Source organism: Dyadobacter psychrophilus (assembly GCF_900167945.1).
GTDB classification, from domain to species: domain Bacteria; phylum Bacteroidota; class Bacteroidia; order Cytophagales; family Spirosomataceae; genus Dyadobacter; species Dyadobacter psychrophilus.
Map to the genome: position 1 here is coordinate 328,779 of NZ_FUZA01000003.1, position 14,541 is coordinate 343,319.

Genomic DNA, 14,541 nt, shown 5'->3' on the forward strand with positions numbered 1-14,541 from the left:
TGACCTATAAAACTTTCAACATTAAACCTTTCGCATTTATGGGATTTACATTACAAAAAGCAGTCTGCCTTTTACCCTCCATCAACAAATTTATAATGTTGTTAGCCGCAACAATGGTATTTACAGGATGCGAACATGACACTCGTGTTCGGCAGAAGATTGAGGCTGAAAAGCAAGCAGACATGAAAGAAGTGATATACAAGAATTTAAGTGCTCAAATGCCCATTGCATATCCGGAAGAAATTTTGGATTTCAGTCCAAGTGATCTGGAATATATCGCTTTAACTGAAAATTTGAACGGCGCCTCTCACTTACGGACTATCAATGGAAATACATTTGACGAAATTGTCGAAGGCGTGCGAAAAAATTATCCCGATTTTGATAATGCAACTCCAGAAGAGTACAAACCATATTTCCCAAAACTATCAACCGAACAAATTATTGAGAATCAAGACATCGTTTTCCAATATGTTGAGAAATTGATGGGTTATGAGGTTGCGATTTCTGTGGCTGCATCCAGGAGTGGCAGAACCAAATCCAATCTTAGAACTTCTTATGGAACTTCAAATTCCTGCGACGAATGGTATTATGCAACCCATTTGAGACTAGATAAGGGTGGAATGGATAAGGCAAGAGATTTGGCAAAGTCAAAAGCAGGTGTTCTGGAAGACGAAAGACAAGATGCAAATCGTCATGCCATTTGGAATGTTTATTTGGGAAAATACGCAGCTTATCGGTACGGTTCAGTGGGCGAAGCAATGGGTGTAGTTCAAGGACTTACAGAAGCTCATGAATGCGATGTTCCGCAGAACAAAGCATTAAGTAAAGATATGGATCTATTTAATAATCTGGTTGGGCTCCTTTATTTCTCACAAATTGCCCAGAAATACAAAAAGAACATTTTTGACTATAACGTGAAAGTAACTAAAACTGATGACGAGATATACACTTACATCAAATCCCTTAACGACCGGATGGCTGCCAGTTCCGCAGAAATAAGCAATGGTCCTCTAAACATTCTTGTTAGGCTCAAATGAGAAATCTATATAAATCATTGATAGTGCTTATCATTCTTGCCAATTTTTCGTGCGAGGATAAGTTTTATAAAAAGAAGTTTGATATCCATTACCTAATTACCAATAAAACTGACACTACAATTAAACAAATCAGGATTGATGCAAGTGACGGTTTAACAAAGTGGATTTTCAAAAATGTTAGCCCCGGAGAAACAGAGACGTTAACCTTCAACATAAAAAGGGATGTGAAAGTATCAGAGGGTAGCATTGTACTTACCTCCTTTTTTAGTGATAGTGATTCTGTGTTTCTTGGACTTTCATACTTTACAAATTGGTACTATTTGGACTCTAATCCAGCCAAATACAACATTTACAAGGACAGGATTGAAGAGGCGAAGTAGAATCAAAACGGGCTTACCGGCCATTACAATGCAGAATATGAATCCGTTATAGATGCATGATCCGTTCCCTATGCGCTACGCCCCAGTTCCGCAGCACTTCAATAACCGGCTTCAATGTATGTCCGTAATCGGTTAATGTATATTCTACGACGACGGGAATCGAATCATAGACAGTTCTTTTTACCAAACAATTCGCTTCCAGATCCCGCAGCTCTTTGGATAACATTTTGTCGGTGATGCCTGGGATCTCTTTGGCTATTTGGGAGAAGCGTTTGTTGCCGAAGATCAGGGAGATAATGATCGGTAATTTCCACTTTCCACTTAAAACTTCCAATGCGTCGCGGACTGGCAGGATGCTTTTTGTGCATTCTCCATGTGTATGAGGAGTTTTTTTTGCTGCGGTCTCTAATTCTTCTGTTTCCATGACTGAACTTTTTAAACTATACTTTGGTATAGTACTTACAAATGTATAGCTTATTTATTTAAGTTTGCACATCGAAATTACTAAAATATTTGAAATGAATAACCTAATTGAAGACCTGAACTGGAGATATGCTGCCAAAAGAATGAATGGACAGGCAGTTCCGCAAGAAAAATTGAATACAATATTGGAAGCCATCAAGTTATCGCCGTCATCTGCTGGCTTGCAACCCTATAATATCGTTGTGATCAGTGATCAGGAAACGAAGAACAGGATCTTTAAGGAAGCTGCTCCGCAACCACAAATCCCGGATGCGTCGCATTTGCTTGTTTTTGCTGCCTGGGATAAAATTACGGCTGCCCAAATCACCGAGTACATGCAACTGATCGCGACGACACGCGGTATTTCCGTGGAATCGTTGGCCAAATTTCATGAGAATGTTACTAACAGCATCGAAGCCCGTTCTGACGAAGGAAATTTTAACTGGGCAGCGCGGCAGGCATACATTGCACTTGGTCATGCACTGGTTGCAGCGGCTACGGAGCACGTGGATGCAACGCCAATGGAGGGCTTTAATAGTGCAAAGCTAGACGACATTCTAGGATTGACCGAAAAAGGGTTGAAAAGTGTTGTTATTATGACACTGGGTTACCGCGATAGTGAGAATGACGGCTTGTCAAAAGCAAAAAAAGTAAGAAGGTCTAAGGAAGAACTTTTTATTTCCATCTGATAAATAATCTAACCGACTGAAATAATGAAAGTTGAGATATGGAGTGATGTTATGTGTCCGTTTTGCTACATCGGCAAGCGGAAATTTGAAAAGGCATTGGAACAATTTCCTCAGAAAGAAAAAATTCTGGTTGAATGGAAAAGTTTCCAGCTAAATCCGGCCATGAAAACGGAGCCTGGAAAAAGTATTAACGATTACCTCGCAGAAGTGAAAGGCTGGTCTCCCGATTACGCTGCCCAAATGAACGACCATGTGAGCTCGATTGCCGCCGAAGTGGGTTTGGAATACAATATGGACAAAGCGGTAGTTGCCAATTCGTTTGATGCGCACCGTTTTGTTCAATATGCAAAAACAAAGGGTAAAGGCGATAATGCGGAAGAACAATTGTTTAAAGCATACTTTACAGATGGTAAAAACACCGCGGATCATGCAACATTGCTGGATTTGGGTGCTGAAATAGGGCTGGATACAGAGGAATTGAAAGTTGTTTTGGAAAGCTCAAAATTCAGTGACGAGGTGAGAAATGACATATATGAGGCGCAGCAAGTCGGTGCCCGCGGCGTTCCGTTCTTCGTTCTGGACCGAAAATATGCCGTTTCAGGTGCGCAGCAGCCGGAAACATTTTTAGGAGCATTGGAAAAATCCTTCTCCGAATGGCAGCAAGCAAACCCTGAACCATTGGTTTCCTTAGCCGACGGTGCGAATTGCACAGTCGACGGGCAATGTGATTAATGGATAACATTATCTTGGTACGGTTATAGAGGAGAGTCAGCAAAGGCACAAATCAGAAATTTCATCTAATTTGTGCTTATTGCATAAAATGATATTCTACCTCTATGCGCGTCGCGTTGCTTCTGATAATTTTTTTTGGTTTACAGTCGCAGCTGAACGCGGGCGGGATTAAGGGTCGTATCTCGACGGCAAAAGGCGAAGCGCTCGCTTACGCGGGCGTGGCTGTTAAAGGAACCAGCAATGGGACAATGGCCAATGAAGAAGGCGAATATGAATTCGCCTTAGCACCAGGATCTTACGAAATTGTTTTTCAATTTTTAGGATTCAAGAGCATTTCCAAAAATATAACAGTCGGCTCGGATTTTACCGAAATGAATGTTGTGCTGGAAGAGCAGGCGCTGAATCTGCGTGAGGCGACTATTGGTAAGGGAAAGGAAGATCCGGCTTATAGCATTATGCGGCGGGCGATTGCCAAAGCGCGTTTTCACCAACTCCAGCTACGCGGTTATACTGCCAAAGTCTACTCTAGAAGCACCGCATTACCGACGAAAATTCCTTATCTGGTAGAAAGAAGATTAAAAAAAGAAGGCGTTCAGGAAGGGAAAGCGATTCTTAATGAGAGCGTTGCGGAGATAAGATATCGCCGACCTGCGAGTTACACGCAAAAAATCGTTTCTACACGTAACAGTCTGGATAACAGCATCCCTTCTCCTAACGAGTACATTCTGGCAAGCCTTTACAGTCCGGAAATCGCCGGCACCATTTCACCGCTCTCGCCCAAAGCATTTGCCTACTATCGATTTGAATATGAGGGTTATTTTGAAGATCAGGGGCAATTGGTCAACAAAATAAAAGTAATTCCGCGCGCTTACGGCGAGGGGGTTTTTAAAGGAAGCCTTTTTATCCTGGAAGATCGATGGGCAATTCATAGCTACGACCTGCAAACGACTACAAGTGGCCTCAATATTTCAGCAAAGCAGATTTTCAGTCCGGTTCAGAATGTGTGGATTCCGGTGAATCAGCAATTTCGCATTAACGGAAGTTACCTCGGCTTTGCAGGAGAATTTAAATACCTGGTTTCCCTGACCTACCAAAAGCTGGACGTTGATCCTGGCTTGAAAGAGGACATTGTGATCACTGATCATAAAAAAGAGAATGTAGCAAAGGATGCCAGCCGAAAAGAAAACCTGGAAAAACTGATCCAGGACCAAAAGCAATTCTCTACTAAAAACTTCCGAAAACTTACCAAAGCGTACGAGAAAGAGCAGAAAAAGGAGCGTAAGATTGAAGGCAGCAGCGACCGGTTGGTACGGCAAGATTCCATTATTATCGATTCCATGGCCAATAAGCGGGACACCACTTACTGGCAAGCGCTCCGTCCTATCCCGCTTACCAAATCAGAGGTGACCAGTTATGTGCTGCAGGATAGCATTAAAGTGGTTAAAGATTCCATCCGCGAAAAACGAAAACCCGATTCACTGGCATTCAGGCCACTGCATTTGGTAACAGGAAATACGTATGCGTTGGGTAACAGAAAGACATTTTATTTCAAAAGTCCGCTCCTTTCCATTAGTTACAACACGGTGGAAGGCAACGCGATTAACATCCTCACTGAGTGGGAAAAGAAATGGGGCAAGTCGTATCGGTTTAACATTAGCCCGCTTGTGCGCTATTCGTTTGGACGCAAACGGGTTTACGGAAACCTGACTACTAACATTGGTAACAACAAGTGGAATCTCATGTTATCAGGAGGCGAAATGGCCAGCCAGATCAATAATAACAATCCCATCCCACCGCTGCCAAACAGCATAGGTGCCAGATTTTTTGACCGGAATTTGATGAAGCTGTATCAAAAGCAATATGGGCGCGCTGAATTTTCGCTTAGCAACATTGCCGACGTCCTCAGTTTCAATGCCGGACTGGAATTTGAGCATCGGAAAGAGCTTTTCAACCAGGAAAGCGCACGTCCTATCTTTTTTTGGAGCCAATATTATTACACACCAAACCGTCCCGAGAACAGGGAATTACAGAATACCGGTTTTCCAATCCATAACGCAACAATCTTAGATTTGACCGCAACGGTAAGGCCCTGGCGGCGATATCTTATCAGAAACGGTGAAAAACGATATTTGAGAAGCAAAGGCCCATCATTTAGTATGAATTACAAAACCGGGCTTGGATTTGCAGGAGATGTTGATTATTCCATGTTACAGGGAAGCATTAGACAGAATTTGAGCCTGGGACCGCGGAGTAATCTTGAATATTATGTAAATGGAGGCGGTTTCCTAGATACAAAACAAATGTATTTCCCCGATTACAGGCATTTCATGGGGAACGAATTCTTTTTTCAATACGCCTATCCTCCCGACCAGTTTAGGATGTTGCAATATTATCGTTACAGCACATCTTCCTGGTTTTTCCAGGCACATGCGATCTGGACTTCGCAACGTTTCGCACTCACCCGTATAGAAGCATTGCGGATTACCGGCATCTCGGAAACACTGCAATTGCATTATTTGAGAGTGCCAACAATCCGCAACTATACCGAAGCTGTTTATGGCATCGACGACATTCTGCGCATCATCCGTCTGGAGGCAGTCGCCCAGTTTCACGGAAGCCACTTTAAAGGAATGGGCTGGCGCGTGGGAACTTCCATCAAGTTTGGACGATAAGCTTACCGGACTTTTTCCGCCTTAAATCGCGGCATTTCCCTTGAAATCGACGGATAGGTGTTGTTGTCAGGGTTAATGTCGGCCATTCTTTGGCTTGGATCTATTACAATCCTTTCAATGTCGGCCAGATTTCTGTCAATTGAGAAAGAATATTCAGGATATGTCCAGCCCCAGTCGTTCAAATAAGTGGTTTTTGAATATAATGTTTCGCTTTTTTCGCCGCGCATGAGTTCAAGAGGAATATTGAAATTCTCCTGACTTCCATCTTTATAGCTTACCACCACGTCCAGGGGCATCGGCATTTGTCCTATTTTTTCCAAAACAACTGTGGTTTTGGCTGCATTCGCGACTACTTCTTTAATACCGTAATCAATGGTTTTGGTTGTTCCTACAAAGTCCTCCCAATACCAATCCAGTTCCAGACCAGACTCTTTTTCCATGATCCGTTTCAGATCATTAGGATTTGGATGTTTAAATTTCCACTCATTGAAATAACGCTTCATGCCGCTTTCTAACTTTTGCTTTCCAATGATATAACCAAGCTGATTAAGGAAGACTGCGCCTTTGGAATAACTCGCGATGCTGTATGCGCGGTTTGTGTTATAATGGTCGGCATGGGTTGTCAAGGGTTCTTCTATTCCCGATTTGGCCAGATTCCGGTAACTGGTTGTGCTTCCCCGCTGCGCATCGAGCCTGTTGGGGAACAGCTCTGCCATCACAATATTTTGCGCATAGGTTGTAAACCCTTCGTCCATCCAGGCGTATTTCGATTCATTTGTCCCTAAAATTTGCTGAAACCAACTGTGAATGGATTCGTGGACTGTTACGCCAATCAAACCGCCGAGATTCTGACGGCCCGTGATCAATGTTGCCATAGCATATTCCATTCCGCCGTCACCACCCTGGATCACCGAATATTGCTTGTAAGGATAACGACCGAATTTCTCGTTCATGATCTTGAAGCAACGCACAGCAAGTGGTTCCATTTCCTTCCAGACATTCGCTAATGTGTCTGTCTGATAAAAAAAGTGCATATCCAGATTGTCGTCCACCTTAACCACGTCATGCTTGTAATCGCGGTCAGCTGCCCACATGAAATCGTGCACTTCGGGTGCGATGAAATGCCAGGTAAGTTTTTCGCCCGGCTTGTGCTTTACTTCGTTTTTAGAATAGCCATGACCAATTTTTTCGGGATTTTGAAGATAGCCGCTTGCAGCCACTACATAAGAAGCGTCAATGGTCAGTTTTACATCAAAATCGCCCCATACACCGTAAAATTCTCTTCCTATATAAGGGTTAGCATGCCAGCCTTCGTAATCGTATTCGCTCATTTTGGGATACCACTGCGCCATGGAATAGTCGATTCCCTCTGAATTATCGCGACCGGTTCGACGGATCTGAACAGGAACCTGGGCTTCAAATTCCATTTCAAATGTATGCTGGGTTTTAGGAAGGATCTTTTCGGTTAATGTTACTTCCAGGATCGTCCCTACCACTTCATATTTAACAGCTTTGCCATTATGTTTTAATGAAAGCACTTTTTCGTAACCAATTTCGGAAGGCGTCAATTTGGATATACGGTCTTTAACACGCGGGTCCGGATCGCTGATTGTCCTGGAACGAACGTCCATCTGGCTACCTGGCTGGAACGCATTGAGGAATAAGTGGTAAAAGACTTTTTGGAGTGTGTCCGGAGAATTGTTGCTGTAAACCAGCTTTTGTTTTCCTTTATATTGATGTTTCGTGGCGTCGAAATCAACCTCCATCTGATATTTCGCTCGCTGCTGCCAACGATCACTTTGTGCTGAAACCTGCAAACTGAAAGCAGTCATTAACAACACGACAAAATTCAACTTCATTCGTACTATTTTAGGTTCGTTATATTGCAAAATAAATGCTTTTGTTCGGTTATATCAGGATTGACAACGCACTGAACGTTATAATATTCGGACATAGCATAGAAAAAACTCTAAAAATGGGCATCATTCTCCCCATAAAATCGATGATTATTCTTCGATTTTAAATCAAATTCCTTTACAAACCGAAGTTTTACGGCTGAGCGGCTTTTGGCACATAATTGGTAAAACAGTTTTCATATTTCATTAAGAACTTAAACCATTTGTCAATTATGCTTAGATGGACCGTAATATTTCTGATAGTGGCTATTATAGCCGGAGTGCTTGGTTTCGGCGGAATTGCTGCCGGAGCGGCTGGAATTGCTAAAATTCTATTCTTTGTATTCCTGGTATTATTCGTGTTAAGCCTGATCAGCCGTGGAGTCGGGCGATCCTGACGCTAACGGAACAATATTAAAAAAGCGGACGTTGTCCGCTTTTTTTGTTTTTATGCTATTCCCATTCAATGGTTGCCGGCGGCTTCGACGAAATGTCGTAAACAACACGGTTAACGCCTTTCACTTTATTAATAATGTCATTGGAGACTTCGGCAAGAAATTCATAAGGCAAATGTGCCCAGTCTGCCGTCATTCCATCCACAGAAGTTACAGCGCGAAGGGCGACTACGCTTTCATATGTCCGCTCATCCCCCATTACACCAACACTCTGAACAGGCAAAAGCATTGCTCCTGCTTGCCAAACATCCTTGTATAGATTCCATTTGCGAAGTCCTCCGATAAAAATCGAATCCACTTCCTGCAAGATCGCCACTTTCTCAGGAGTGATCTCTCCCAAAATACGAATGGCAAGCCCAGGTCCGGGGAAAGGATGACGTCCCAATATTTTTTCGTCAATGCCAAGTGTCCGGCCAACAGCCCTTACTTCGTCTTTAAATAATGTATTAAGCGGCTCAACGATTTTGAGCTTCATAAAATCAGGCAAACCACCCACATTATGGTGCGACTTGATCGTTGCAGAAGGCCCGTTAATAGAAACTGACTCAATCACATCAGGATAGATTGTTCCCTGACCCAGCCATTTCACTTCTTCTATTAAGTGTGCTTCCTGATCGAAAATATCAATGAAGGATTTTCCAATTGCCTTACGTTTCGCTTCCGGTTCTGACAAACCATCCAAAGAGTTGTAAAAATGTGATTTTGAATCAACACCTTTAATATTAAGACCCATATCCTGGTAAGAATGAAGCACTTCTTCAAACTCATCTTTGCGCAAAAGGCCGTTATCTACGAATATGCAATACAAATTCGACCCGATCGCCTGATGCACCAGCGTAGCAGCAACTGTGGAGTCAACACCACCCGAAAGCGCCATTACAACCTTATCGTTGCCCAGTTTCTTGCGCAGATTGGCAATGGTTTGCTCTACAAAAGATTCGGCTGTCCAGTCCTGCTTGCAGCCGCAAATTTTGGCTACGAAATTATACATCAGCTTTTTGCCTTCAGTTGTATGCGTAACTTCCGGGTGAAACTGAATGCCGTATGTAAGTTCATTTTCAATTTTGAACGCCGCGACTTTCACCGATTCCGTGGAAGCGATTACGTGAAAGTTGTTCGGAGCGCGGACGATTGTGTCGCCGTGAGACATCCAAACCTGGGACGACTCCGATAAACCGGCAAGCAAGGAAGAATCCGTGTCGTCGATAACCAGACGCGCACGGCCATATTCACGATGCTGCGAAGGTTTTACATCGCCCCCCAGTTCCTGTGCCATCAGCTGGGCACCGTAGCAAACGCCCAAAACCGGCACTACTTTGCGAAACTGGTCCAAATCTATACGCGGTGCATCGGCGTCCCGAACGGAACATGGGCTTCCGGAAAGAATAACGCCTTTGATGTTGGGAGTGAGATCGGGGAAATTATTGTAAGGATGGATTTCACAATAAACATTAAGCTCACGAACGCGACGTGCTATTAACTGCGTGTATTGCGAACCAAAATCTAAAATCAGAATTTGTTCAGTCATATAAATGCTATCTAAAACGCAAATGTAGGGGAATTGACCCAAATCAAAAAACCGGATTCAATCATTGCACAAGGGGCTCAAAGCCTTCTTGCTGCCAAAATTTTAATTTTTTCAATGTAAATTTGTACAAACGCTGCCATCTGTCTATCTTTACGTAAATTTTCAATATATAATTAATATGAATCAAGGAACAGTTAAATTCTTTAATGACTCAAAAGGTTATGGGTTTATTAAAGACACAGAAACAGGACAGGACTATTTTGTACACATCTCCGGTCTTGTTGACGAAGTTCGCGAAAATGACGACGTTACTTTTGACCTTCAGGAAGGACGTAAAGGGCTTAACGCGATCAATGTTAAGCTTGCCTGATAGGGACTTAATATAAAATGCAAAAAGCCGCTTCTCACGAAGCGGCTTTTTTTGTGCCCAAATGTCATTCACAACGGCATTTTACCATTTAAACTTTTTTTCAAGCCACGTGCAACTTTCTTTGTTCCCTTTGTATCTATCAAACGGAAGTCAGGCACACACGATCCGCTTATGTAACATAAAAACCACTTGTGTAATCTAAGGTTCTATGTTATACAAAGTACTTACTTTTACAATGTACCGGCGAGGAACTTAACGCACCGGAGCCGGACATTGAACATAATCTATTAGCCATGAAATTTTTATTTAACCTAACTGTAGCTTTGCTACTGGCTGGAACTTTTGTGCAAGCGCAAAACACTCCCGGCCCTGCGGGCAAAGGAAAAGTATCCGGAGCAATTCTGGACGAAAAGGCCCAACCCTTTCCGTTTGTCAATGTTCTACTATTAAAGGCAAGCGATTCCACATTGGTGAAAGGCCTTGCAGCCGACGAAAGCGGCAAATTTCTATTCGATCAAGTTCCGAGCGGAAAATTCATGACGCTGGTTTCAATGGTCGGCTACCAAAAAAGTTACAGTGCAACTTTCACCGTTAATGACGACGTTGTAGCGCTTTCCACAATTACCTTGAAAACCGACACCCAGGCATTAAACGAGGTGACGGTTGTTGCGAAAAAACCTTTCATCGAACAACAAATTGACCGTACAGTCATTAATGTTGAAAACAGCATTGTTTCCGCAGGTGCCACGGCACTCGAAGTGTTGGAACGCGCACCAGGCGTAACGGTTGACCAGCAAAATGAGCAACTCAAATTACGCGGAAAAGAAGGCGTAATTGTACAGATTGATGGAAAACAGACCTTTTTATCCCAACAGGAACTCATCACGCTTCTCCGCAACACGCCCAGCGATAACATTGAAAAAATTGAGCTGATCACCAATCCATCTGCCAAATACGACGCGGCCGGAAACTCCGGGATCATTAATATAAAGATGAAACGTAATAAGAATTATGGCACAAACGGGAACATTAACCTCGGCGCCGCTTACGCAAAATATGGCCGCTCCAACGCCACGGCAACCATTAACCACCGCGCCGGCAAACTTAGCACATTCATCAGCGGAGGCACTTTTTTCAACAAAGGATTCAACAATAACGACATCTACAGAAAGATTCCTTTCGAAGATAAGGTGACCATTTTTGATCAGAAAACTGAGCGGACCAACAAGTCACAATATTATAATGTCCGGGCTGGTGTTGATTATTTTGCCACCGACAAAACAACTGTTGGTGTGTTGGTTTCAGGGTTTTATAACAATTGGAACAATCCGTTTGGACAAACAAACACAAGAATCCTGAACGAGGACCTGAGCCTGCAACGCACTTTCAGAACCGACGTTTTCAATGGTGGAAAAATGAACAATGTGAGTGCAAATGCCAATTTAAAGCATCAATTCAATGATAAGGGTAAAGAACTGACATTTGATGTGGATTATGTCAATTATAGCGGCAGCAAAAAGAGCAATCTGGATACACGCTATTTCAATCCCCAAGGTCAGGAGGAAGGAAGCAGCCGGGAAACGGTTAGAAACAATATGCCTTCGGACATTAACATTGGGGTTGCAAAATTGGATTATGCGCAGCCACTGGGCAAAGGAAAGTTTGAAACGGGTTTGAAAACGAGCTTTGTGGCATCCGATAATGATATGGTTTTTGAAACAAAAGTCGATGAATGGGTGCTTGACCCAACTCGCTCAAACCGCTTCAAATACACTGAAAATGTGAATGCGGCCTATGTAAATTACAACGGAAGCATCACTAAAAAGCTAAAATATCAGCTAGGTCTTCGAGGCGAGCATACGCATTCAATCGGTAACTCCCTGACATTGAATGAGAAACGCGACAGAAATTATGTAAACCTGTTCCCCAGTGTTTTTCTCTCACAACAACTGGATACAAACAATGTGCTGAATCTTTCTTACAGCCGCCGCATTGACCGTCCTAATTATCAGTCGCTTAACCCATTCGAATTTTACCTGGATCCGTATACATTCCAAAAAGGAAACCCGAATCTTAAACCGCAGTACACCAATTCATTCCAACTCGTACACGTATACAAAAACACGATTAACACAACGCTTGCTTACAGCCGGATCAAGGATATGATCGCTGATGAGCTTCCGCAACAGATCGCTTCCGAAAACAAAACATTTGTAACATCAGATAACCTGGACAATCAGGATAATGTGAGTTTGACCGTTTCCTTCCCAATTAAATTCACGAAATGGTGGAATCTGCAAGCAAACTTTACCGGAGTTTACAATGCATACAATTCAATTTACCTCGATCAGCAGCTCGAAATCAAGCAGGCTTCCTGGAATATGTATGCCAGTAATCAAATTACTTTGGGGAAAGGATGGTCCGCTGAGGTCTCCGGATGGTATAACAGTAGAGCATTTTACGGATTGTATGCCGCAAACCCGATGGGAATGGTGAATGCAGGTTTGCAAAAGAACATTTTAAACAAAAAAGGAACGATCCGTCTGAATGTAAATGACATTTTCTGGACCAACCGGTTTAACGGAACTGCGATTTACAAAGACATCGATTTCAAAGTGAAGTCCGAGTGGCCGAGCCGCCAGTTCAGACTTACATTTACTTACAATTTTGGTAATCAAAATGTAAAAGGCGCCCGCCAGCGCAACACGGGATCTGATGAGCTTCAGAAACGTGCAAACAGCGGAGGTTAAATTGGAATTCCGGCCAATCGAGGCCCGTGTTCATAAATTAGTTAGGTTTGTTATGCAGAAAAACCATCCCGCGCTATGCGAGATGGTTTTCTTATTTTTTAACCAAACTGTTCTTTAAAATATCACTAAAAGCCTAAGCTTCCAATGCAGCAACGCCTGGAAGCACTTTGCCTTCCATATATTCAAGCAATGCACCGCCACCGGTTGACACATAACTTACACGGTCTCCATAACCTGCATTGTTGATCGCAGAAGCTGAGTCACCGCCGCCGATCAATGAGAATGCATCATTTTCTTCTGTAACGGCAACCACTGATTCAGCAATTGCATTTGTTCCCTGTGCAAAATTCGGGAATTCAAAAACGCCCATCGGACCATTCCAAAGAACCGTTTTCGAATTTTTGATTATTTCAGAGAAAATTTTAATTGTCTCAGGACCAATGTCCAATCCCTGCCAATCGTCAGGAATTTCGCCAGCCTTAACTGTTTTGCGCTCCGCATCATTGCTGAATTTATCGGCAATAACCGTATCCACAGGCAGTATCAGGTTAACTCCTTTTTCTTTTGCTTTTTTAACCAATTCAAGCGTAAGATCCTGCTTGTCAGCTTCTAATAGTGACTGACCAATGCTCCCGCCTTGCGCTTTTGAAAATGTATAAGACATTCCGCCACCGATGATCAGGTTATCCACCGTGTCAATCAATCGCTCGATGATCAAAATTTTATCCGAGATTTTGGCTCCGCCCATGATCGCTGTAAATGGTCTTTCAGAATGTTCCAAAAGTCTTTCAGCGTTATCAAGCTCAGCCTGCATTACATAACCACAAACCTTATCCTGGAAAAACTTACCGATCACAGCCGTTGAAGCGTGTGCGCGGTGTGCTGTTCCAAATGCATCCATTACCCACACATCACCCAGTTTGGACAGCTTTTCTGCAAATGCTTCGTCACCTTTTTCTTCTTCTTTATAAAAACGAAGATTTTCCAACAATAAAACTTCACCTGCGTTCAAAGAAGCTGCAAGTTCAGTGGCACTTTGTCCAATGCTGTCATCGGCAAACTTCACAGTGCGGCCAAGGATTAGCGATAATGGATTTACAAGGTGTTTAAGGGAATATTTTTCAGTTGGTCCGTCCTTAGGGCGTCCCAAATGCGACATCAGAATGACAGAACCTCCATCATTAAGAATTTTACTGATAGTTGGGATTGTTGCTTTGATCCGGGTGTCGTCCGTGATCTCAAATTTGTCATTAAGCGGAACATTAAAGTCCACGCGGACTAAGGCTTTTTTGCCTGAAAAATCGTACGAATCTAATGTTGTCATGGGCAGGTAAAATTGTTTTCCATAGTCAGCAAATGTAATCCAATTTCTTTATTATATACTATGATATCAGGAAATTGCGGCATTTGTAATAGGTATAATGCAATTTATACTATCAATTTTTCTAAAATTTAAGCATTTACGAAATTTCAATCCTTTTCACAGAACTTGCACATAATGGCAAAAAGTGGGCGGGAATTATTCCTCAAAAGGCTTTAATTTGGTAACTTTAATTTTAAATTGAATCGCA

Annotated in this window: 11 protein-coding genes; 7 read left to right on the forward strand and 4 right to left on the reverse strand. The window is 42.7% G+C overall.

What is annotated here, in order from left to right:
• Window positions 1-38 precede the first annotated feature (38 nt).
• On the forward strand, window positions 39-1,037 hold the full coding sequence (locus B5X68_RS15205; protein ID WP_141110311.1) for a DUF6973 domain-containing protein: 999 nt from the start codon (window positions 39-41) through the stop codon (window positions 1,035-1,037).
• Between the two features lie 426 nt (window positions 1,038-1,463).
• Here B5X68_RS15205 and B5X68_RS15215 read toward each other — a convergent pair whose 3' ends face one another.
• Window positions 1,464-1,841, reverse strand: coding sequence for a winged helix-turn-helix transcriptional regulator (locus B5X68_RS15215; RefSeq protein ID WP_082215599.1), 378 nt, complete (start codon window positions 1,839-1,841; stop codon window positions 1,464-1,466).
• A gap of 94 nt (window positions 1,842-1,935) precedes the next feature.
• Here B5X68_RS15215 and B5X68_RS15220 point away from each other — a divergent pair, with 94 nt between their 5' ends.
• The 3 genes from B5X68_RS15220 to B5X68_RS15230 all read left to right on the forward strand — a co-directional run bounded on the left by B5X68_RS15220 (window position 1,936) and on the right by B5X68_RS15230 (window position 5,972).
• Window positions 1,936-2,568, forward strand: coding sequence for an NAD(P)H-dependent oxidoreductase (locus B5X68_RS15220; protein ID WP_082215600.1), 633 nt, complete (start codon window positions 1,936-1,938; stop codon window positions 2,566-2,568).
• A 24-nt stretch (window positions 2,569-2,592) separates the two neighbouring features.
• Window positions 2,593-3,300, forward strand: coding sequence for a DsbA family oxidoreductase (locus tag B5X68_RS15225; RefSeq protein WP_082215601.1), 708 nt, complete (start codon window positions 2,593-2,595; stop codon window positions 3,298-3,300).
• Between the two features lie 104 nt (window positions 3,301-3,404).
• Window positions 3,405-5,972 (forward strand): DUF5686 and carboxypeptidase regulatory-like domain-containing protein, encoded by a 2,568-nt coding sequence (locus B5X68_RS15230; protein WP_082215602.1) that lies wholly within the window; start codon window positions 3,405-3,407, stop codon window positions 5,970-5,972.
• A gap of 2 nt (window positions 5,973-5,974) precedes the next feature.
• Here the strand turns inward: B5X68_RS15230 and B5X68_RS15235 are convergent, their stop codons facing one another.
• A complete protein-coding gene (locus B5X68_RS15235; RefSeq protein ID WP_082215603.1) occupies window positions 5,975-7,831 on the reverse strand; it encodes a M1 family metallopeptidase in 1,857 nt (618 codons plus the stop codon).
• 269 nt (window positions 7,832-8,100) lie between these two features.
• Here B5X68_RS15235 and B5X68_RS15240 point away from each other — a divergent pair, with 269 nt between their 5' ends.
• Window positions 8,101-8,265 (forward strand): DUF1328 family protein, encoded by a 165-nt coding sequence (locus tag B5X68_RS15240; protein WP_026628251.1) that lies wholly within the window; start codon window positions 8,101-8,103, stop codon window positions 8,263-8,265.
• Between the two features lie 55 nt (window positions 8,266-8,320).
• Here the strand turns inward: B5X68_RS15240 and guaA are convergent, their stop codons facing one another.
• Entirely contained in the window at window positions 8,321-9,850 is a 1,530-nt protein-coding gene (gene guaA, locus B5X68_RS15245) for a glutamine-hydrolyzing GMP synthase (protein WP_082215604.1), read from the reverse strand.
• 178 nt (window positions 9,851-10,028) lie between these two features.
• Between guaA and B5X68_RS15250 the strand changes: the two genes are divergently transcribed.
• Together B5X68_RS15250 and B5X68_RS15255 are read left to right on the forward strand one after the other, a co-directional pair.
• The gene (locus tag B5X68_RS15250; protein ID WP_026628253.1) at window positions 10,029-10,220 is read left to right on the forward strand and encodes a cold-shock protein; all 192 of its coding nucleotides are present in this window, start codon (window positions 10,029-10,031) and stop codon (window positions 10,218-10,220) included.
• A gap of 293 nt (window positions 10,221-10,513) precedes the next feature.
• Window positions 10,514-12,970, forward strand: a complete 2,457-nt coding sequence (locus tag B5X68_RS15255; RefSeq protein ID WP_082215605.1) for a TonB-dependent receptor — start codon at window positions 10,514-10,516, stop codon at window positions 12,968-12,970.
• A 133-nt stretch (window positions 12,971-13,103) separates the two neighbouring features.
• Here the strand turns inward: B5X68_RS15255 and B5X68_RS15260 are convergent, their stop codons facing one another.
• Window positions 13,104-14,294, reverse strand: coding sequence for a phosphoglycerate kinase (locus B5X68_RS15260; protein ID WP_082215606.1), 1,191 nt, complete (start codon window positions 14,292-14,294; stop codon window positions 13,104-13,106).
• Window positions 14,295-14,541: the final 247 nt, after the last annotated feature.